General features: G+C 32.8%; 19 protein-coding genes and 4 pseudogenes. 4 read left to right on the plus strand and 19 right to left on the minus strand.

The window, feature by feature from the left end:
- Positions 1-492 precede the first annotated feature (492 nt).
- The 8 genes and pseudogenes from AC1Q8L_RS23015 to AC1Q8L_RS23050 form a co-directional block, all read right to left on the minus strand.
- Entirely contained in the window at positions 493-969 is a 477-nt protein-coding gene (locus AC1Q8L_RS23015) for a GNAT family N-acetyltransferase (RefSeq protein WP_000422450.1), read from the minus strand.
- A 256-nt stretch (positions 970-1,225) separates the two neighbouring features.
- On the minus strand, positions 1,226-2,305 hold the full coding sequence (locus AC1Q8L_RS23020) for an RNA-guided endonuclease InsQ/TnpB family protein (protein ID WP_025118665.1): 1,080 nt from the start codon (positions 2,303-2,305) through the stop codon (positions 1,226-1,228).
- 5 nt (positions 2,306-2,310) lie between these two features.
- Positions 2,311-2,712: an IS200/IS605 family transposase gene (gene tnpA, locus AC1Q8L_RS23025; protein WP_080017743.1), complete on the minus strand. Its 402-nt coding sequence runs from the start codon at positions 2,710-2,712 to the stop codon at positions 2,311-2,313.
- A gap of 272 nt (positions 2,713-2,984) precedes the next feature.
- A pseudogene (locus AC1Q8L_RS23030) lies at positions 2,985-3,492 on the minus strand (GNAT family N-acetyltransferase).
- A gap of 256 nt (positions 3,493-3,748) precedes the next feature.
- Positions 3,749-4,435, minus strand: a complete 687-nt coding sequence (locus AC1Q8L_RS23035; RefSeq protein WP_016513576.1) for an ABC transporter ATP-binding protein — start codon at positions 4,433-4,435, stop codon at positions 3,749-3,751.
- A gap of 11 nt (positions 4,436-4,446) precedes the next feature.
- Positions 4,447-5,880 (minus strand): ABC transporter permease, encoded by a 1,434-nt coding sequence (locus tag AC1Q8L_RS23040; protein ID WP_025118667.1) that lies wholly within the window; start codon positions 5,878-5,880, stop codon positions 4,447-4,449.
- Between the two features lie 484 nt (positions 5,881-6,364).
- Positions 6,365-7,558 carry a S1C family serine protease gene (locus AC1Q8L_RS23045; RefSeq protein WP_025118668.1) on the minus strand — a complete coding sequence of 398 codons (1,194 nt, stop codon included), beginning with the start codon at positions 7,556-7,558 and terminating at the stop codon, positions 6,365-6,367.
- A gap of 556 nt (positions 7,559-8,114) precedes the next feature.
- Positions 8,115-8,297, minus strand: a pseudogene (locus tag AC1Q8L_RS23050) (hypothetical protein).
- Positions 8,298-8,460: 163 nt separating this feature from the next.
- On the opposite strand from AC1Q8L_RS23050, the gene AC1Q8L_RS23055 reads away from it, so the two are divergent.
- Complete coding sequence (locus AC1Q8L_RS23055; protein WP_000800734.1) at positions 8,461-9,126, plus strand: response regulator transcription factor; 666 nt, start codon at positions 8,461-8,463, stop codon at positions 9,124-9,126.
- A 13-nt stretch (positions 9,127-9,139) separates the two neighbouring features.
- Positions 9,140-10,597 (plus strand): sensor histidine kinase, encoded by a 1,458-nt coding sequence (locus AC1Q8L_RS23060; RefSeq protein WP_002094251.1) that lies wholly within the window; start codon positions 9,140-9,142, stop codon positions 10,595-10,597.
- Positions 10,598-10,897: 300 nt separating this feature from the next.
- On the opposite strand, the gene AC1Q8L_RS23065 is transcribed toward AC1Q8L_RS23060, so the two are convergent.
- The 5 genes from AC1Q8L_RS23065 to AC1Q8L_RS23085 form a co-directional block, all read right to left on the minus strand.
- Positions 10,898-11,545, minus strand: coding sequence for a lysozyme family protein (locus AC1Q8L_RS23065; protein ID WP_000655720.1), 648 nt, complete (start codon positions 11,543-11,545; stop codon positions 10,898-10,900).
- 415 nt (positions 11,546-11,960) lie between these two features.
- Positions 11,961-12,317 carry a YxeA family protein gene (locus AC1Q8L_RS23070; protein ID WP_000760452.1) on the minus strand — a complete coding sequence of 119 codons (357 nt, stop codon included), beginning with the start codon at positions 12,315-12,317 and terminating at the stop codon, positions 11,961-11,963.
- A 304-nt stretch (positions 12,318-12,621) separates the two neighbouring features.
- Positions 12,622-13,197, minus strand: a complete 576-nt coding sequence (locus AC1Q8L_RS23075; protein ID WP_002094250.1) for a replication-relaxation family protein — start codon at positions 13,195-13,197, stop codon at positions 12,622-12,624.
- 22 nt (positions 13,198-13,219) lie between these two features.
- A complete protein-coding gene (locus AC1Q8L_RS23080; protein WP_001242353.1) occupies positions 13,220-14,386 on the minus strand; it encodes an FtsK/SpoIIIE domain-containing protein in 1,167 nt (388 codons plus the stop codon).
- Positions 14,387-14,396: 10 nt separating this feature from the next.
- Positions 14,397-14,717 carry a hypothetical protein gene (locus AC1Q8L_RS23085; protein ID WP_098311866.1) on the minus strand — a complete coding sequence of 107 codons (321 nt, stop codon included), beginning with the start codon at positions 14,715-14,717 and terminating at the stop codon, positions 14,397-14,399.
- Between the two features lie 289 nt (positions 14,718-15,006).
- On the opposite strand from AC1Q8L_RS23085, the gene AC1Q8L_RS23090 reads away from it, so the two are divergent.
- Positions 15,007-15,228: a helix-turn-helix domain-containing protein gene (locus AC1Q8L_RS23090; protein WP_000467343.1), complete on the plus strand. Its 222-nt coding sequence runs from the start codon at positions 15,007-15,009 to the stop codon at positions 15,226-15,228.
- A 397-nt stretch (positions 15,229-15,625) separates the two neighbouring features.
- Here AC1Q8L_RS23090 and AC1Q8L_RS23095 read toward each other — a convergent pair whose 3' ends face one another.
- Together AC1Q8L_RS23095 and AC1Q8L_RS23100 are read right to left on the minus strand one after the other, a co-directional pair.
- Positions 15,626-16,423, minus strand: a complete 798-nt coding sequence (locus tag AC1Q8L_RS23095) for a cell wall hydrolase (RefSeq protein WP_000762315.1) — start codon at positions 16,421-16,423, stop codon at positions 15,626-15,628.
- 755 nt (positions 16,424-17,178) lie between these two features.
- Entirely contained in the window at positions 17,179-17,364 is a 186-nt protein-coding gene (locus AC1Q8L_RS23100; protein WP_098311867.1) for a hypothetical protein, read from the minus strand.
- Positions 17,365-18,923: 1,559 nt separating this feature from the next.
- Between AC1Q8L_RS23100 and AC1Q8L_RS23105 the strand changes: the two genes are divergently transcribed.
- A complete protein-coding gene (locus AC1Q8L_RS23105; protein WP_000516011.1) occupies positions 18,924-19,442 on the plus strand; it encodes a DUF4352 domain-containing protein in 519 nt (172 codons plus the stop codon).
- 501 nt (positions 19,443-19,943) lie between these two features.
- Here AC1Q8L_RS23105 and AC1Q8L_RS23110 read toward each other — a convergent pair.
- The 4 genes and pseudogenes from AC1Q8L_RS23110 to AC1Q8L_RS23125 form a co-directional block, all read right to left on the minus strand.
- A pseudogene (locus AC1Q8L_RS23110) lies at positions 19,944-20,255 on the minus strand (Rpn family recombination-promoting nuclease/putative transposase); the annotation flags it as partial.
- Positions 20,256-20,264: 9 nt separating this feature from the next.
- A complete protein-coding gene (locus AC1Q8L_RS23115; RefSeq protein WP_071714735.1) occupies positions 20,265-20,849 on the minus strand; it encodes an SMI1/KNR4 family protein in 585 nt (194 codons plus the stop codon).
- A 92-nt stretch (positions 20,850-20,941) separates the two neighbouring features.
- Positions 20,942-21,370 carry a hypothetical protein gene (locus AC1Q8L_RS23120; protein WP_003193323.1) on the minus strand — a complete coding sequence of 143 codons (429 nt, stop codon included), beginning with the start codon at positions 21,368-21,370 and terminating at the stop codon, positions 20,942-20,944.
- A 46-nt stretch (positions 21,371-21,416) separates the two neighbouring features.
- Positions 21,417-21,642: pseudogene (locus AC1Q8L_RS23125) on the minus strand (transposase); the annotation flags it as partial.
- Positions 21,643-21,781: the final 139 nt, after the last annotated feature.

The raw sequence follows: 21,781 nt of genomic DNA on the forward strand, positions 1-21,781 counted from the left end.
TTGGGATTCAATTGATATTTTTCTATTTTTTTACTTTCTCAATATATAATAATATTTACAATTCAGAAAATTATTTTTTAAAAACCCAAATATTTTTATATCATTAAACCAATATAATAGTTGTTATATCTACATTTAGTACGATTTTCATCCTTGAATAAATAAAAAAAACACGCCAATAATTATCCAATAAGTCCCATCAGTTGGTTGTTTAAATGAACATTTACCATAACTAAAATGGATGAATTTCATATTTTTACTTTTTATTAAAATTAATGGAAAAAGAACTATCTGAATTATAAAAAACAATTTGAAATATATTCAAATTGTTGACATAACAGATGAATTTATTAACACTTGTTGATTTTGTAATAATTCTCAAATGCATATACTCCATAATGCTACCCATAAATCATAATGACGCATTACATCAAAAAAATCGCAACACCCATTAAATGTAGAGGGTTGCGATTTTTTTGATGTAAATAATTTTTATAAATTTTGCGTTAACCTAATCATATCCATACATTGAATACCATTTTCATATATTTCTTCATTATAATTTCGTAAGAAAAAGTCCTTATCCACACTAGTTATTCTAAAACCACATTTTTGATAAAGGCCTAATTGCATTAAACTAGAATTTCCTGTGCCTATTTCTATAGTTTTATATTTTTCTTTTTTAGCATAATCTATAGCAAATTTAAGTAGGTATTTCCCATATCCTTTTCCTTGCTCTTTTTCGGAAACTGCTATATTTATAATCTCAATTGTTTCAGTTCGGGTAGGAATTAAAATCATAATACCTACAGTAACAGCATCTTTTTTTAAAACAAAACAATCTCCCTTTTTAAGATACCCATTAACTACTTCTGTTGAGGGATCGGCTAGCAATAATAACTCCATTTCTTCCATGTTAATACTTGTACTTTTTTCTATATTAATTCTATCCCCATTATTTAATTCCATTTCTAACATCCTCCCAATTAATATTTTCAATTAATATCTTAAATGAATTCCTTCTTATAAGACAATATCAACAACAATATTAACATTTTATAATAGACAGATTGACACTCCCACGGCTAAAGCCGCAAGTCCTACACCTTACGGTGTAACGGATGGGATTCTTGAATGACTAAGCATTCGCAGTCCATTTCTGTTTTGAACAGCCTTCAAGATGAGGGTGCGCCATCACCCCTCCTAAGACAGACCATATAGGTTCTTAGGCTGATTGACTATTACCGCCAACCACAGTTGCGTAGCGAATATTCATCGCCCCAACGATATCACGATGTTCCTCAAATCCACATTGGCACTTGTATTTTCTGTCTTGCGCCTTGTTCTTTTCAGAACATTTCGGACATGTTTGACTTGTATAAGAAGGGTTCACATATTCGACCTTTATGCCAACTAATGTTGCTTTGTACTCGATGAATTGTGCTAAACGATGGAATGACCAAGTGTGTAGATTTTTTTCGTTTTTACGGCTTGTTCGTGCCGTCTGTCTAATGTTCGTTAGTTGCTCTAATCGAATGACAGAAATATTATTATCCGTTGCAAAATCAACAATTTCACGACTTACTTTGTGGTCTTGGTCTTGCATCCATCTTTGTTCTTTATCATCAAGTTGACGAAGGGCATTTAGTTTCTTAGCTTCTCCTAACTTCTTGCGAACACTGCGAAACTTACGTTTCATAAATTTGTTTTGCCTACCGTTCCCGAAGAAACGAACTTTATCATCATCTGTGATGACTACCGCAGGAACTTTAAGACCTAAGTCTACTCCTAAAATCTTTGTTCCCGTTTTTTCGTTTGTAGGAATCGTGACAGATATTTGAGCAATCCATTTAGCAGATTTCTTAGTGATACGGAGTGTACCTAACTTGTGCTTCAACAATTCGAAATTGCGATTATATTTGTCGTTTAATAAAGCGCGAACCTTTAAACGAGTTGACTTTCCGTTTACCATAAACGGAATTGAAATGTGCGTGAAGTCAAATGAATAGTTTTGGTTATTCCATACACAAACAGGTCTTTTTAGAATCGGAACGATTTTGTATTTACTCTTTTTTACCTTTGTAGAAAATACACTTTGCGCATCTTTAATTGCTTGATTTTTCACCGCACTTGGGATATTAGCCTCAATATCCTTTGTACTTTTCTTCGTGCTTTTCTTTGCTTCAACCATTTCAGATACAAGGGCATTAATGACTTTTATATACTCGTGGCTACTTTGTTCCAATAGCATGATTTGTTGTTTTGTTGGAAGCAATTTAACTTTAACTGTGATGGTTTGTGGCACAAGTTTCACCCCCTCGTTTTTTGATTTTCAACATAATGTTTTATTGTCTCACTTGATACATTTCCAGCAGTAGAAACAAAATAAGAACGCGTCCATAGGCTCGGCAAGTGTTGAAGATGAGGAAACTCTTCTCTCAAACGTTTTGATGTCACTCCTTTAATTTTTGCCATTGTATCAGCAGGACTAAGTGTTGGTGGTGTATTTAAGAACAAGTGAACGTGGTCTTTGTCGCATTCTATTGCAACAATAGAAATATCCAATTTTCCGCATATTTCTTGAACCAACTCTTTGAAACGTTCTTCTACTTTTGTATTAAGAAAAATCTTTCTTCTGTATCGTGGGCAAAACACAAAATGATAGTTAATTAATGACACGGTTGTTTTGGTTCTTCTATAATCATTCATCACGTTTGCATTGTATCAGTTAGATTATAAAACTGCAACGCAAAAGATGAAAAAATAAAAGATACCGACATTTTGGATACTTAGAGTGCCACAAACCTTGCGGTTTTTAGTAGCACTCCTTATCCAACCTCACTTTCATCCCATGCCTAAAGGCGAGGGGCTTTCTCGTTCGGGAAAGGCTGTAATGAGAAATCCTTTTGAATTTTATAGAATGAATCTAATAAAATATGATAAAAACTATAAATTTCCCAATTTAAAAAATGCGTTCTGAGACACTACTCTTCTTCCAAAATAGCGTAATAATATTCATCCCACCATTCATTCCCATGTGGTATACACTTCCTGAAATATCCTTCTCTTCTCATTCCAATCTTCTCCATTACTCGATAAGATGGGGATATTTTGTGGCTGACATGTATCGATAACCCTATGTAATTTCATTTCCTTAAAACCATATTTCAATGTAGCTTGTGCTGCTTCAGAAGCATATCCTTTATTGCAGTATTTTTGATTGAACACCCAACCAATCTCATAAGTATGCTCACCAAAATATTTATGAAATACTATATGACCAATCAGGATATCTTCATCTATTAATACCACAGGAAAGTTCTTAGCGTTTTTACCAATGTTTTCATTCACAAAGTTCCTTGTATCTTCTTCTGTAAAAATCCCTTCAGGTATGTATTTCATGACATTGATATCTGATGTATACTCATGGACAGCTTGCCAATCTTTGAACTCAAATTTACGTATTAATAATCTTTCTGCTTTTACAAACATGTACTTTTCCCCCCTCAAAAAATTGCAACTATATTTTAAATCCATATTTAACCCTTAAAACAAAAAGAACTTGTAGAAATCTCTACAAGTTCTTTTTAGTTTCAGATGAATATAAGTGACAAACAAACTATCTTACAGATTCATCACAGAAACTACAGGGATAATGCTTTGACAAATACATTATATAACAAATATTAACAGCCACGGATTTAAATTTAGAAAATTATGTGAATTAAGAACAATAGTAACCTTTTTCTTAACTATTATTAATTTCGTTTACTACTAACTTCTTTTTACTTAAATAAACTGCTCTATCTGATATTTTTGCAACTTCTTGTGAATGTGTAACAACGATTACACATTTATTCTCTTGATGGGCGAGCTCCTGAAATAACTCAATAATCTCTTTCGCTGTTTCTCCATCAAGGTTTCCGGTTGGTTCATCAGCGATTAGTAAATCGACATTACAAGATAGCGCTCGAGCAATTGCTACACGTTGTTGTTGCCCGCCACTTAATTGCAAGACATTTCGTTTCGCTTCTACTTCAGTGAGTCCTACCTTCTCTAATAATTCTAATGCTCTTTCTTTTTTATTTTTTACCTTTACACCTGTAATTTCCATTGCCGTTAGTACATTCTGAATGGCAGTCATATAGGTAATTAAATTATACGATTGAAAAATTACAGACACATGTTGATTACGGTATCGATCCAAACCAATTTTTCGAATATCCTTCCCGTTATACAGTACATAACCATTTTTAGGTATATCCAGCCCACAACCTAAGCTAAGAGTTGTAGTTTTACCAGATCCAGATGGCCCTAAAATCGTGTAGAAATGCCCTTTTTGAAAAGAAAAATTCACATTATCTAGTATCGTTACCTTTTTTCCATTACTTTCATAATAATAATCTAAGTTTTTAAATTGTAAAATTGTCTCCATATCGAGCCTCCTTATTCATCTTTTAAAAGAATTTGTTTTGGATTTAAGCGTAGAATAGATAATGCCGGAAGAAGCGTTGCTAATATAGCAATAGCTAGTCCAATCCCCCCCATTTTCCCTACGTCTTCCCCAGTTACACTTACATTAATTTTATCTATTGGATCCTCTTTTTGATTTTGTACAGTTCCACCTGGTCCAGCCACCATTACAGTTCCATTTTGTGAAGTGTCTGTTTCTTCGCCTGCTGTAGCAACTTCACTCGAAAGTAAATTATCCCCTACGAATTGAGAAACTTTAGCTCCTGTTGTTAGAGATAATCCAAATGCTAAAATAGCGATACATACTACTTCTACTACGAACTGTGCCATCAGTTTCCATTTTTTCTCTCCAATGGACAATAAAATTCCCATTTCCTTACGACGTGCTTTAATCGATAACATAATAATTAATCCTAAGATAATTGCACCTGCAATAGATACCATATAGATAATCATTTGAGAAGTAGAAGCGATATTTTCGATAGGACCAATCATTTGTTTGTACAATGAATCATGTGCATCTAACTTAAAATAATTAAAATCAATATCAGATTTTTTTGCTTCTTTTTTAAATCCATCAATGTATTGTGGATCGTTCAAAAAGTACACGGCTTGAATACTATTACCCATACCGTCATCGGTTTCTAATTTTTTTAAAGTAGAGTAAGGCATATATAGCTTATTAGCTGGATCCATCATAGGAGGAGCATGCTGACCCATTGGTTGCTCATTCGTTTCATAAATACCAATAATTTCAAATTCAAGAGTTTGCTTCTTATCCCCTGATTGAATTTTAATCTTATCTCCTACTTTCAAATTGTTTTGTTCCGCTAATCGTTTTTCCATTAAAGTTACATTCTGATCTTTCATCTGTTCTGTAATTGGTTTCCCATCAATGATTTTACTTTTCCCATTTTTAAAAGTTTCTTGTAATACAGTTTTACGAACTCCTTCTATTAAAAGAGAAGAATTCATATCTATTTCTGAGCCCGAACCTGATCCACCCGCTGCTGCCACCATTCCAACTCTACCTTTTCCTTCGTCTTCTCCTTCTGAAGCACCTACTAGTTTAAATCCATCCGAAATTCCGAAAGTATTGGTTATGTAATTATAATCTTTTACAAACTTGGACTTAGCTAATTGATCTGCTTCTTTTGTGTTAAGCTTTGGTGGTTTAGGCATCTCTCCAGTTTCCCTAGCTTGTTGACCTAATTTATCAAAATCAAGACCTAAAGTGACATCTGCACCTAATTTTTTTCTTGCTGCATCCGCAGCTTTTTTTGATGCATTTTGGATTGCAAATCCTGCCAGCACTAAGTTTGTAACAATCAGAAAGACCGCCACCAAAATTAATGATGTTCCTATTCTTTTTTTCATACTGAGAATTGCACGTTTTATAAAATTCATTTTTCCTAACCTCCTTGATAGTTGTTATTCTAAATACACTATCTGGAGTTTATATGAAGATATTCAGTAGATTATCTAAAGATATTAGGACTTATCTGGAGTTTATATGTAGTGATTCATTAATATAGTAAGAGAAACTGGAACACAAATTAAAATACGTAATCAATTTTGAACATTAGTAAGGAATCAGTCCATTTATTGTGGAATGAGGACAAACGGAATAATAATAAATATAAAATAAATACGGTCACCGATTGATTAACTAGAGGAAGGAATTCAAACAAGGGATAACTCCTTTTATTTTTGACCCATACAGTACAGGGTGAGATTCTATAGCTGGCAAATTAACCTCCTGTATGGAATATCAATGTGGGCATTCTTTTTGGTTCATTACATTTACCACTCCTAATCTATCTAGTACCCACACAAAAAGCACATATAAAAAAACCACCCAAAGGTGGCTATATTTTTAAGCGTCACTTATTTAATCCGTTAATTCCACGTTTTTTGTTAGTTTTTCACCATTTCGATAAACTGTTACTTTAATTGTATCCCCCAATTTTTTCTTTTCATATAAATATTTACGGAATTGAACGACATTTTCTATTTTTTGTCCATCTAATGCAATCACAACATCATATTGTTGTAATCCACCTTTTTCTGCTGGTGATTGGTTTGAGATATTCCTCAATACTGCACCATTCGATATCTCTTTTGGTAATTTTAATTGATGGCGTGCAGAATCTGTCAGTTTCTCCACATCTAATAACTGTACACCCATCATCGGACGTTTAACTGTCCCATCTTTCTCAAGAGACTCTAGGATCATTTTGGCTATATGAATCGGAATTGCAAATCCAATTCCTTCAACAGCTTGTTGTGCAATTTTACTCGAATTAATTCCAATGACTTCACCCTGTTCATTAAACAAAGCTCCTCCACTATTCCCAGGATTAATAGCTGCATCTGTTTGAATTACCTGTGCTTGCCAATCCACTTGTTGATTTCCGAGGGTACTAACAGGTATTTCTCGTTCCTTGCTACTAATAATCCCCTTTGTTACACTACCTTCTAGTCCTAATGGATTCCCAATGGCTATTACCGTTTCCCCTGTACGAATTTTTTCTGAGTCTCCAAGTGTTGCGACTCTTTTTACATCTATCCCGTCAATTTCTAATACCGCTAAATCTAATAATGGATCTGTCCCTACTACTTTAGCGGGAACCTTTTTACCATTATTCAATTTCACTTCTACTTTATTCGCACCGTCTATCACATGATTATTTGTAACAATAAAAGCCTTATTGCCAGTTTTTTTATATATGACCCCCGACCCCGAACCAGCTTCTTCTGATTGGTCTTGCGTATTAAATAAATCTGCATTTTGTTTATAGTTAATGACACCTACGACAACTTCTTTTGCAGATTCAATCATATTTTGAGGATTGCTCACATCTTCTGGTTTGTAAGAGATCGGCGTAGCCTGATTTACTTCGTTATGCTTAGGAGATTGACCTGCACTTCCTTTGATTTCATTTATATAAGGCGTGGTCAATCCAATGGTAATTGCACCAATCACTGCACCAATTATTCCTGTGAAAAAATACCCTGTTTTTTTATAGGCTTTATTCCTATTGCTTTCTGTTTGATTTGTATCATAGTATCCCATTGTGAACATCCCTTTCTCCTTTAATTTACAATTGAATATTTTTATCTTGATATTTGAAATACGATGTATGAATGTAATATTTAAGAATCATCATTTCAAAAAAAGAAAATTTTACCTTTGGGCATGGTTTAAACATAAATCAACTGTTTTTTCGTAGGGGTAACATTATATTTGAAATTTCCTATGAATATATGTATAACGATATTCAAACACACTTTGAACTTGTTTCTAAAAAAAGAGCCTATTCGGCTCTCAACAAATAGTGTAATCAATGTACAAAGTAGCATGTGTGTTTATACAGGTGTTTTGCAAAAAGTGGAAACAAGGGACAATAAACATCCATTATCCTATTTATTCTTTTGTTATAAACTTAGATCCTAGCATTCTCGTGAGAATGGATGGTAATAGGTTTGTGTGTAAATAAGAAGGAAGGGATAAAATTTGATAGATTGTGTAAGTCGTCAACATCATGTATCATTCCTTTCTATTTGGTACATGTATCATACAAACTTAATCTGTATTCTATATGGAGTTAATCTAGAGTTATAGTAAAGACTTTCAGTACCTAATTATGGAATACAAAAATAGACTTATATAGCTTTCTTTTATTTACACTTGTGTATTTGTTTAAGCACGATGCTGGTTTCAATTTTTGTTATTTCTCTTTTATGCGTCTATTATTTGAATGAGGAGCTATCCACAGTTGTACATCTAATAAAGAAAGAATGATGTTTGCTTCTAGTGACATCTTAATTACCTCCCTCTGTCTTGTTATGTATATAACCTATCTCATGCATCTGGAGCTAATCTGAAATACATGTAGTTTTCTTGTGAAGTTTTTATAGTGTTTCTAATACGTCTCCACATCAACTCCAGATTAGAAGGTTATAATGACTACAAGAGGTGATATTATGAAGAACTATCACATTCTGGTGGTAGAAGATGATCAAGAAATACAAGAATTAATCAAACAATTTTTAATGACACAACAGTATAAAGTTATAGTTGCATCAGATGGATTAGAGGGCATGAAACAATTTAATAAGCAGTCCTTCGATTTAATTCTTCTAGATGTGATGATGCCAAACCTGAATGGATTTGAAGTTGCCAAAATGATTCGAAGTCAGTCAAATATACCAATTATTATGCTAACTGCGCTAGAAGAAGAACAAGATCAAATGAAAGGATTTGATCTTGGAATCGATGATTATATTACGAAACCTTTTTCTTTCCATGTTTTGATGAGACGAGTCGAAGCAGTACTGAGAAGAAGTAATAATCAAAGTACGGATAATCATTTTGTATTTAGAGAACTACATGTCGATGGCGATGCATATAAAGTATATGTAAATAAAGTTGAAGTTCCCTTAACGACAAAAGAATTTGAAATTTTGCAACTACTACTTCAAAATGAAAAAAAGGTACTCACAAGAGATAATATCGTAGAAAAAATTTGGGGATATGAGTATGCCGGGGACACACGAATGATTGATACGCATATGAAAAACATACGAAAAAAACTAGATATACCCTATATTAAAACAGTAAAGGGCATTGGTTATAAAATTGATGAATAGGATTGTAAAAATCATGAAGATGAAGAGAATTACCTATAAACTCTTTATGACTACATCCCTCATTTTGTTAGCCTTTGCAACCTTGATTTATGTAACTTTATACTTCTTTCTCCCTAAATTTTATGAGCAATACAAAACAGATCAGCTTCAAACGGGAATCGAAGAAATAATTGATAAATCTAAAGATCTTACGCTTCAAAATGCAATACCACTTGTTGATGAATACGCACAAAAAAATAATGCGGTGATCTACCTTCAAAATAATGAGGGAAGACTTATTTATTCTCCTTCTATTGCTTTTCTTCAAAGTACTATTCAAGAGGGTACTATTCAAGGCGGTACTCAAGCAAAAGGTTTTGTTAAAACAGTACCAGCAAGGAGTTTAGATAATCCTCGTAATTCATATGAGGTTAGCAAGCCAATACAATTCCAAGATGTTAACTTAACGCTTGTGGTGTTCGCAACATTTCAGCCGATTGATGAAGCTTCACAGGTCTTAGTACGTTTTCTACCCTATATTAGTATCATTGTACTAGTTATTGGTTTAGGAAGTGCTTATCTCTATTCAAGGTTTATTACTAAACCACTTATTTATATTAATAAAGGTGCACAAAAGATGGCAAACTTGGATTTCTCCGAAAAAATTGAGGTTCGCTCTATGGATGAATTAGGGGAATTGTCCAATAGCTTGAATGATATGTCTATAAATTTACAACAGGCAATTTTTGATTTACAAAAAGCTAATCAGCAATTAAAAAGTGATATTGAAAAAGAAAGAGAAATAGAAACAAAGCGAAGGGAATTCTTTGCTATTGTAGCACATGAATTAAAAACTCCTCTTACTGTTATGAAAGGATACTTAGAAGGGATGATATATAATATCGGTCCTTATCAAAATCGCGACCAATATTTAAATAAAAATTTCCAAATAATCGAAAATCTGGAACAGCTAGTTCGCGAAATTTTAAGCATGTCAAGATTAGAACAACATACCTTTAAACTTCAAGTGGAAGAAGTAAATCTTTCGAAATCAATAGATACAATCACAAAAAAACTCGAATTTTTTGCTTCTCAAAAAGGCATTCAAATAATAAAAGAAGTCGATTCTGACATTTTTGTTTATACGGATTATGTTCTTTTAGAAAAAGCTTGTAAAAACATCATTCATAATGCGATTATGTATTCACCTTATAACGAAAAAGTCTATATAAAGTTAACAAAGGATTCTAAACAAAACAACATCCAAATACGAGTTATCAATACAGGTGTCAAAATAAAAGAAGAAGAAATACAACATATTTTCAAACCATTTTATCGAATCGAAAAGTCAAGAAATCGAAATACAGGAGGGAGTGGCTTAGGGTTATATATTGTAAAACAAATTTTAGAATCCCTTTTTATCACGTATTCTATGAGTAATACAAAACAAGGCGTACAATTTTTAATTACCATTCCATTATCCATAAAGTAAATAACAAAAGAGTCTCAATCTTATTTCACCTTATTGAAATAAGATTGAAATTTTTTATATAGGATACCTTCACATCGATAAAAAGACGTTATTTTTTCCAATGATTTCTCAGAAAGAATAGCGTCTTTTTTTATTTTAGGGAATATTTTGTATTGTTAGCCTGATAGCTATATTGCGTGACCCCTATTATAAGAATCCTGCATCAGAGCATAACAAAAATATAAGCAAAAAAGAATTATTTAAAGTATAAGTTACATTCTAATATTTTATTGTTGATAACTGACAGTATCATTTTACAGCTTATTTAGAAGAGGCATGTACATTTCGAAGAAGTTCTTCAATAAATTTTGTTTTTTCATTTACCTTTGTGGCATATGTGAAATCACCATAACAATATGGATACCTAAAATTATTTTTATTTCCACCACAAGTATACATCGCTGGATTTTGATCAACTTTCATCTTAGAAAACTTTTTGGCTGAATCCTCCGAGTGTTGTTTAACTTCTTGACTAGCAACAAAATCAATATACCCTGGCCCCATATTATAGCTTTGAATAATTGTATCCATGCTAACATCCTTGTCCGTGCCATATTTGTACATTTTAGCAAAGTGTTTTACTCCTTGTTCAATGCTCAAGCTTGTCTCTTGAATTTCATTTGGCTTTAATCCAAGTGATTCGGATGACTGCATAGGATCGTTTCCCTCACCTCTACTCTCTTGGTACATAATTCCTAATAAAACTGCTGTTTTCTCTCCTAAATTATATTTTTCTAATTCTTTTTTCAAGGTAGATTCATATTGCAATACACGTTTTTCGGTGGCTAGCGCTTTATTTTGTTGAATATTGGTTTTATGATTAAAATATAGCATTCCAAGTATAATTCCTAAGCCCAAAATACTAATAAGGAACACTTTTATAATTTGTTTTTTACTTGTATCCTTCATATATTCCTCCTCGTATAAAAAATTCAATTTTTCAAAGGTAATTGGTTATTTACAAACTATGTAATGGACATCTATCTCCCGCCCTCTTTAGACTCAAACATCAATACTTTAAGGTTTTAAGTTTAATATAAAAGTTTAAAGATAAGGTAAAGATAAGATAAAGATAAGATAAAGGGCATTTTTTATACGTACTTTAAAAGATATTGGTACAACGGGATATGTGGGACAAATTGTTGATATAAATGGATTTAGTAATAACGGAAAGGTTAACGTACAAATTATTAATTATGGAGATCTCATTCCGGAAAATTTACCTTATTTTTTCAATATGCTTTATATAAAAAACTACAAAATAACATATAATAAAAAACGGTGAACCCTCCACGTAGGAGAATCCACCATCACAAATAAATGATTATTTCACACCTAGTTTTTCTTTTGCTTTCTTAGGAAGCTCGTCTTCCTGCACTTCCTCCCAAGCTGTTACACCTTTTTTATCTGAATGATATACACGTAGGAATGCTTCTTTACGAAGATTCTTTTGTGCCATAAATTGTAACTCTTTTTCTTTACCTTCCTTATCAAAACCCGATAATGTATATTCATACTCCTTTCCCATCACTTTCCCATCCATAGATTTTGAAACTCCCTCTTTTCCATCCATTGTAATTTGGACGTAATATTCATCTTTACCCATACGATTAATATCACATCCAACTAGTAGACTTGCAAATACAACTAAAAGGCTAAAAAGTGCCATATATTTTTTCATATTGTTCACCTCATTGATTTTCTATGCTACTGTAATCTTAATCTGTTTTCGGTTGAAGAGAAATTCAAAAACCTTACGTCAACATTACATTTTCGAAAGATAATAAAGTTACCTATATCAATGTTTATAAATGAGATATTCGCGTAACCATTAAAAATTATTTAAACGATTACTTTCTTCATTTTTTTACTATTTCATAACTTGCTTCAAATTCACTCTTCGCATTTATTGCCGTCTAACGATCATCACACATGACTTAATACATTATTGAAAGGAAAAAAGCTCTGCACTATGCAGGCTTTCTTTATGATTTCACTATTAAATTATTCATAAAACTCTCTATAGAATTCGCCTGAAATATAAGGAAATAAGGAGATTGAACGTCGTAATATTTATCGGTAATGATAAGAATTGAAGGAAAGAATTTAGAAGTTCTCGGTTGCCAAGGTTCATTATGCCATTCTTGGCTATGGTAGTATAACTCATATCTATTTATCTTATCTTGCATTATCTTTTTACTGTACACTGACTTTTGAACTTCAATAAAGAATGGCGACCTACGCCATATAGTAAAAGCATCCGGCTCCATATATTCCTTCCCATACTTTGGTTCCACTTTGAATAACTTAGGATTTTCATAATGAACAAGTTGTTTGTATACGTCCACAATACCAAGGAAATGAGGGATTTTTTGACTGGTTTTTCTGATAGAACTAGGTTGCGGAAAATAAATGTATGGGTGTTGCAATACGTTAGCATCAACATGGCCGTCTCTTCTTAATCGTTTCATAACCGTATTACAGCAGGTTATCGCATTCTTTAAGCCTTGAAAATGCAAGTCAATAATATCATCTCGAGACATGCATCTAAATTGCTTCAAATCATTCAGAATTCCTTTATCTCTACTCTTCATCATCTAACACCCCAAATAACGGCATTTCTACTTGCGATGAATTTTTGAGTATCTTCTCCCCTTTAGACATGAGATATGGTTCAACAATTTGTTTCGCCTTACTTAATTCCAAATAAGGAGCTTGCACTTTCTTTAATCCATTGCGTTTAAAAATCATTTGTCCAGTTTGCTCTAAATACTCTGAACCAGGAGTACCCATAATATTACTATTAATCACACTATCACATTTAAAGCCCATTCTTACAGTCATATTAAGTTTTAACTTACCATCTAACACCTTGGCATCTGGCCTCTGCATACTAAGCAAAAGAAAAACCCCAAGTGATCGCCCGACTGCTGAAATCTTTTCAATCGTTGCCATACACTCTTTTTCATCTTTAAGCATAGCCACTTCATCAATAGCAAGTAGGATATATGGCTTTTGATGATTTGGATTTAATTTGTTGTACGTATCAATATGATCAACTTCATATTCTTCCATAAGTTTTCTTCGTTCCCTGATTTCCTTCCATAACTTTTGGAGCATTATTTTCATTTCGATTTCTTCCATACAAACTTCTTTTACATGCTTCACTCTACGTAAAAAATGAAATTCAGAGTTTTTTAAGTCACCAAGATACAAATGCAACTTTTCAGGAGACATATATTGAATGAGTGTGGATAGTACAACACGTACCATACTACTTTTCCCACTTCCCGTTTCTCCTGCGATTAATAAGTGCGGTGAATTGGAACCAATCATATCGTACGCAATTATTTTTCCGTATTGGTCCCTGCCTACCACAACAGGTAAACCGTAACCTTTTAATTGAGGCTGCCATTCTCTATAACAATAAGTATACGGCTTTAGCCCAGCATTCGAATGAAATACATGTAGGACAAACTTTTTCACATCCCCTTCAATCGTAATATTCCGTCCTAATATTTGCTGAAAACAAAACCACTTCTTTTCAATCTTCTGTGGATCTAATCCGTTTGGTATGGTAAATACATACCTCACGCTTTCCGCTGAAGAAGATATATTATATATCTTTGGATAAATAGGCACTTTTCCCCCGCGTGTTTGATGTTCCGTATATAGACCTGCTTTTCCAAATATCTCTATAAGTTGATTCCTTAACCTTTTTGCATGAAGCCAATTCTTTATCATTCTCATATACTTCCCCCTAAAACATGATTAGGATGCGAATAAATACATACCCAATCAAACAAACTCCAACTATTCGCATGCCGTAATAAATACCTTCACTTATAAATTTAGCTGCTGATATATGGTCATGTCGCACTAAATATTTTTCTAATATGACTGCCCCTATTAAAACCGTTCCCATTACTCCTAATGCAATGTAAGTATGTAGTACCTGATCCGACATATGAAGAAATGCGAAAGGACTAACTGAATTGTATTTACGTATTTTCTTTTCTTTCTCTTCGTAAGATCGATTCATACACTCACGAAAAGAAATTGTTTCCTTCCTACCACGCATTTAATTGCCCTCCTCTATAAACAAAATGAACAAACTAGATAAAATATAGGGTTTATGTGCCTATTACCTTGATAACACTATCTTGACTGTTAACTTGGTAGATACCTTTCTAGTACATAGGCTGGTTGATTTGGTATCTAATTTGGTAATAAGTTTGCTAAATACCAGAGTGGCTACCTTGATACATCATATTGCGTGGGGCTTGTACATTATTAACACTTTTGTTTAAAAAAATCATGCTTTGGTAAAGATGTGATTAATAGAGAATTTATGAATAGGAGTGTTCACAATGTTTGGCTTGGGGAAACCATTATCAAGGTTTGGTAAATTTTTAAAAAGAAATAGTATTACTCAAACCGAATTAAAGGAATGGAGCGGAGTAAATCAAAATACAATTAGTCGTATTTCTCGTTCAAATACATACAAACCTTCATTAGGGAATGGCCAAAAATTAATTAGGGCCTTAAAAAGAAAAGGTTACAGCGTAGACTTTGAGGATTTCTGGATGTAATAATCAGCTCGTTAAACCCAGCTGATTATTTTTTGAAGAATTCATCATTCTTTTTGATTTATGTGCCGCGTTAGCTTATATAAAAGTGCTAAAATTCCACAGAACGTGTATAAAAAGTGACAAACAAAAGATATATTGTCAATAGCAATAATATTAATACACAAGTAAAATACACGATAGAAATACGCTTTCTATTCTCTTTCCAATTACGTATACTGGAAATTATAAAACTTACTATCACCATGCAACAAATCCCTACCAAAAACACCAATACATACTCGTGAATAATAACACCACAAATTAAAAATATAACTGCTAATATTGCTAATAGTGAATGAACTACACGCAAAAATAACCTCTCCTTATCTCATTGGAAACCTATTAATGTACGATTATTTTATTTAGCAAACAGATGGTTTCCAATTTGTGCAACGGTTTGACGTGTTGTAATCCATTTATCAGTCGAGGTTTTTGGATTGTAGAAATAAAGCCAATCAGAATTTGTTCCTTTTGAAGTGAGAGCCTCTTCTACTGCCATTCTTGCTTCCTGTGTAGCAGGCTGATTAATTCTACCGTCTGTAACAGGAGTAAATGCATAACCATTTTTAATGGGTTCATAAATTACGCCTGTAATTGTATTTGGAAAACCATTTGCGTTAGTACGATTTAATACTACCTTTGCAACTGCAACCTTTCCTGCATGCGGTTCTCCCCCTGCTTCTGCATTTACTAATCGAGCCATTAAATCCACTTCTTGTAATGAAATACCAGTATCAATCTTTAAGTGCTGACCGACAAAAATATGATTTTCTTCTACGTTATTGTTTTGTTTTATGGACTGTATTGAAACCTTATATTGTTGTGATATAGAACTTAATGTATCCCCGCTTTTCACCTGGTAAATTGCTTGATATGTATTAGTTGAAACTGTTGAATTAGTTTTTTGAAAATATTTGTTTGCAGTTGATGATACTGGAATTGTTAAACGTTCTCCAATATTAATTTGATCATTTGCTTTATTGTTTTCTTGTTTAAGTGATTGTACGGACACCTCATATTGTTTACCTATCGCTTCTAGGGTATCATTCTTTTGAACCGTATAAACCGTTGAAGCCGCAGTCCCTATTGGATTTGATACTACTGTAATCATTGCAGCAGATAATGGTAACCAGGTTTTCGCCTTACATAACTTCATTCAAAAAAGCCTCCTAAAAATTATTAAGTACTCTTAATATGTTTAAGTCAAAAACAAATCAAGCTATTTATAGCGTAACAAAACATTGAATTCAAGTCATTGAATTTGTATTTCTATATAATAATTGGGTTGCTTATGATATTGAAATAAAAAATGAAGAAATGATTATGGTTGGATTTAGCTAATAATCCAATCCACTTTCCTCATTCTTTTTTTCTATAAATGAGCTTTTTCCACCGAAGCTATGTCGCCTTTAGCAATACGAGTACCTCTTTCAATTTCATGATCTTGCATAATTTTCTTCTTTAGGAACTTCATTGTTAACAACCAACACCCCGACTTCTCCGTGGCAACTACTGTCCACCGTTCCAAGAACATTGTGTTCCGCGTTATACCGATACGGGGATGTACCTGCAATTCATATCCTGGTAGAGCCTTAAAAACTTATATTTTTGGGACACTAGCATGTTTCTTTTTTCATTTATAAGTTTAATATTTCTTATACGGCATTTGGATTTTGCGATGTAATTTCAATTGAGAATGGGAATTCCCTCTCACTACTTGTCTATTGTCTTGTTATTCGCTTTTTCCTAGTGGGTTATAGCAAACGACAAGACTATTATTTTTTCTCCTAATCCCGTACTTATATTCTTTGATTTTGTTATTTTTCCTTAACAACAAACAAGACGCCAACCAGATCACGGAAGCGCCTACAATACTTGCTATAAACTTAACTAAACTTATTTACCTTCACGTCATTTATTTCTTTGTTTCCATACCCCATTCTCTTTACGATAAGTATTCTTTCCATTCATGAATCCCGCTGTATTACCAGGAATGCTATATTTTTTATTCTTAGCTTTCTTCTTCATCCTCTTTTCTTCTTGAACAGCTTGCAGATCCACCTTCCATTGTTTTAACAAATCCTCTTTACGTCGCATCGAATTTGTACCCCTTATATTGAAAAATAAATTTAATAATCATATTATATACATTTAAATATATTTTTCAATAAAAAGAGAGCACCCCCACTACCGGTGCTCTCAATGTGAATCGGGGTTATCCTGAGCATTGAATAGGACACGAGGAACTCGTCCTATTACATAATATGCTTGTCCTTATAATAATGTGAATTAAAAAAGCACCCTCGCACAGGTTCCAAATAATACATATACTTTGAATTAACTAACATGTTCGAAAAGACCTTTCCATATCATTGTATGATTATCAATTATCTTTATACTTAAATGACTCCTTAAGTATGTTTAATGTATAATTTCTATATAACTAAAAAAAGCACCTGCATCATATAACTTTCTATCTTTCTTAACTAATCGCTTTATGTTTGGTGGTTGGGAGAAAACCAAGAATCTTCTCATTTATACTCCGTAGGTCCAGTCAGTACTTCTTTTGTCCCCTCACCTTCTCTCACCAATTATGGTTACGCAACATGATACCTACTAACATATAAATCTCTATATATAGTTTCAAAAATATATGGTTGAGTGTTAAATTTGCATAGGTACTCTTTAACGTATTCCCCGAAAGAATTCTCCTTCCTCAAGCGTGTGAAGGGCGTAGCCCTACGATAGGTGGGAGATGACTTTCGGTTTGGCATAGCCAAAAACTTTTGATAAACTTGCTATATGAAGTTCTTTGATAACTTGGTATAGAAGGTTGCAGGAAGAAAATAGAGTGCGAAAACCAAGCCATTCGGTTCCTGCATAAAATATCAACCGTACCAACAGAGCATCCATGCGTTGGACATCTAGGGGTGGAACACCCCGAAGTAACGCTCAGGGAGACGAAAGGTTACTTTCGTCGTGGAACTGAGAAGCTCCCACTTCAAGCTTTGCTAAGTGGCGAGTAGTTCACGGAGTTCTCATATAAATTAACAAGAGTTTAAAAATTCTCGAATCTCAGCCCCTTGGAGCGCCCTCCAAGGGGCTGAACTAATTAAAATATAGATTATATGCACCTTTATTATTTTCATTGACTCATTATATTACATATACGTAATATTTTTGTGAAACATCACGGGTTTCAAATACAACATTTTTTAAAGAACTCTTATCTTTCCATAAGAGTTCTTTTTTTAATAATGCATTTGTTTAAATTCTTAAATTTGGCCAGACAATCCAGTAATTCTCAATACTTTGTCAATCTTCCTGATTGTCGAAACCCATATACATAATTATTTTCACCTTAGTATCCTAATAATACAATAGTAAAAAATAGATGAAGTTATGTACCAACAAACAAATTTTACATGAATCAATTACCAAAAATAGACGAAAATTTTTGACTATAGCGCATTTACCTTTATGAATATGAGATACAGACGAAATACGGGGAAAAATAGGTCATAGGACAGAAATGAAATCTGAAACTTCCAAACTATCTTTTTATTTCCATTCGACATAATATGACAATATAAAGATATGTGATGTGTTATTATTACTGTTGCAATCTTAAATTTTACATAATTGGAGGAACAAACGTGGGAAAAATATTTAAGTTTGGATGCCTAGGCATTATAGTTTTATTTGTAATCGGAATAATTGCTATGGTTGCTGGTGGCGGTGATTCAACAGAAACAACTTCAACAGACACTAAAGCAGTATCAAAAGAAGGGGTATCTTCTGATGTGAAAATCGCTGTAGGATCTATGGAAACAGTAGATTCTGTAGGCAATGAATATACAAAAGAACAAGCACAAGGTGTATTTAAAATTTTAGAAGTTACACTTACTAATAATCAAAAAGACGCTATCACTGTTGATGCTAACAGCTTTAAATTAGTAGATAGTAAAGGTCGCGAATTCACATATTCAACACAAGGTCAAACATCTTTTGACTTAGCTAACGGTGGAAAAACTGACTTCTTCTTAAAACAATTGAATCCTGGTCTAACACAAACAGGTAAAATTGTATTTGATATACCAAAAGATGCTGAAGGAATTTTCTTAAAAGCTAGTGGTGGTATGACGGGTAAAGAAATTAAGTTAAAAGTAGAATAGAAAAAAGGTACTCGAAAGAGTACCTTTTTTCTCACTGACCATCATTACATAACGCGGGAAAATAAGATGTGGATGAGAATTCAATACATAAAATAAAATTAAGACGGTTCAAGTTTGAGAAGGGCTCCTTAAGTTAACTATTCTTTTTGGAAAGTAACTTTACACATATAAAAAACCTCATATATTGAGACCTTATAGTAAACATTTTTGTATTTTCTTCCTACAAAATCTCAGGGAGAAGAATCATTAAAAAACATATTGAATTACTAAAGAATTCTGTTCTCAACATTACATTAGATTTGCATCATATTTATTAATCGTGAATACATTTCACGTTCTTCTTTCGAATTTTTTATATAATTGTGAGCAGCATGAAAAACATCAAAAAATTGATTAAGAAAAAGCACTGCCAAAATCTTCAGCAATGCTTTCCCATTAAACGTACTATGATAACGAACGTCTATTTTTTTCTACTCATGAGTTCTATATACTCACATATATTTATTTTAGATTTAAGATACGTTCTATTTCCTTCACACTCAACTTACTTGCTTTTGCAATAGTTTCAAGCGGTACACCAACTTCATACATCCCTCGGATTATCTGCATCTTACCTTGCTCAATTCCTTTTTCCATGCCCTCTTGTTCTGCATGCGCTAACTTAGCTTGTTCATCTAGAAGTAATTTCTCTCGAGCTTCATATGCTGTTCGGAAAGAAGAATCATAGCTCATATTTTCCCCTTTATTTATTTCCTTTTGTAAAATTGGATCTTGATTCATCGCAATCTCCTCCAATATTTGAGTAAAATTCTTCACACATTATTAAGATTCTTCTTCGTCTAGAAAATTAAAATTACCATCAATAAGATTCTGTAAATACTCATCAAAGCTGTTTGCAATCACTTCATATTCATCAGGATCATGTAAAAAACGAATGATTTGACCACATACACCTTCATCAGAAGGGTTAAAATCAATATACAGCTTTGATGTTCCACCGTTGTTCATACAATCTGAAAAGTGAATATACGTGCCAGGGAGAAGTCCTTCTGGATTTATCTTGGAGTCAACAGCATCCTCGTCATCTTGGTATTCTAAAAGATAGGAGACGTCTTCTTCTTCTTTTGAACTTTCAATCATCTCCTGTGTAGAAAGCAAATAATATGGATACTCTTCAACATCTGAACCTAAAATACATACCGTGACTTCGTTTTCTCCATATTTCCGCCAATATGTACCATCGATATTTTCAAGTAAAGTGATTAATGATTCTGGACAATTTGGATATTTCGTCCTTAATATATCAATATCTCCTTTTGTAGCACCGTATGCTTTATTTAATGCTTCGAGATCATCTGTTGATAACGCTGCTTTCAAACCGTTTAAAAATTTGTTTACCAAATCCATTATTTTGTCCTCCCAAAAAACAAATATAAATTTTCTTAGTCTATATACCTAACATAAATAAGATTTGACCTTTAACTGTTTACACATCTAATTTAATTAGTACCATTACGTTCTAGCTCTTCTCGATTAAAGTATTGTTCTAGTAACTCTTTACCTGTTTTAATTGTAGTATAGTACTCTCCACCATACAGTTTCCCTTCTGATGGTTTATGGAAATCTTCGTATTTAGGGAAGTCTTCATTCTCTTCAAATGATTTCTTTGCAACTTCCATGTCTTCTGCTTCTATTTTAGCAAACAATCTACCTATACCGAATAACCCTTCATCATCAATACTTTCTTCTACAAGATAGTGTTCCTCTTCCTCTATAGGTGTCATTTTACTTTTTCTAACAGAATATAGATGACCCGTTTCTTCTTCTCTTACCGTAATAAAAATCCAACCAACTCTTACAACTGTACAAGGTTCTAATCCTAATAGTGTATAGGCAACTACCTTTTGGTCTTTCACATATTTCCCCATTTTATCTACCCCTTGTTGTTTATTTTGTTTAAAAGTTAAAATATTTTCAACGTGGTGATACATATCTATAACCATATAAAACAGTAATTCCCTTTACTACAACTGTTTTTTTCAATGCTTTTCACTACCGCCTTTCCTGTTAAACAATTCCTATATTAAATATAAATTGCAAATTCTATAGGTTCCTTTTTTGGTTTTGCTTCTTCAAAATAATATAATTCTTCTTCATCGGCACTTAACTCTAACTGCCAATCTTCAAAGTTAGTTTTATATTTGTATCTTACTAATCATTTTTGACCTCAATTTAAATCATTCAGTTCATTCATCTTCATCTTATTTAGTACACTATAAATGACTGTTATCTACTTTACCTTTTAACTAAAAGAGCTGCTTCAGCATATTTACCTGAAG

Source organism: Bacillus sp. GW823-FHT06A11 (genome assembly GCF_058795355.1).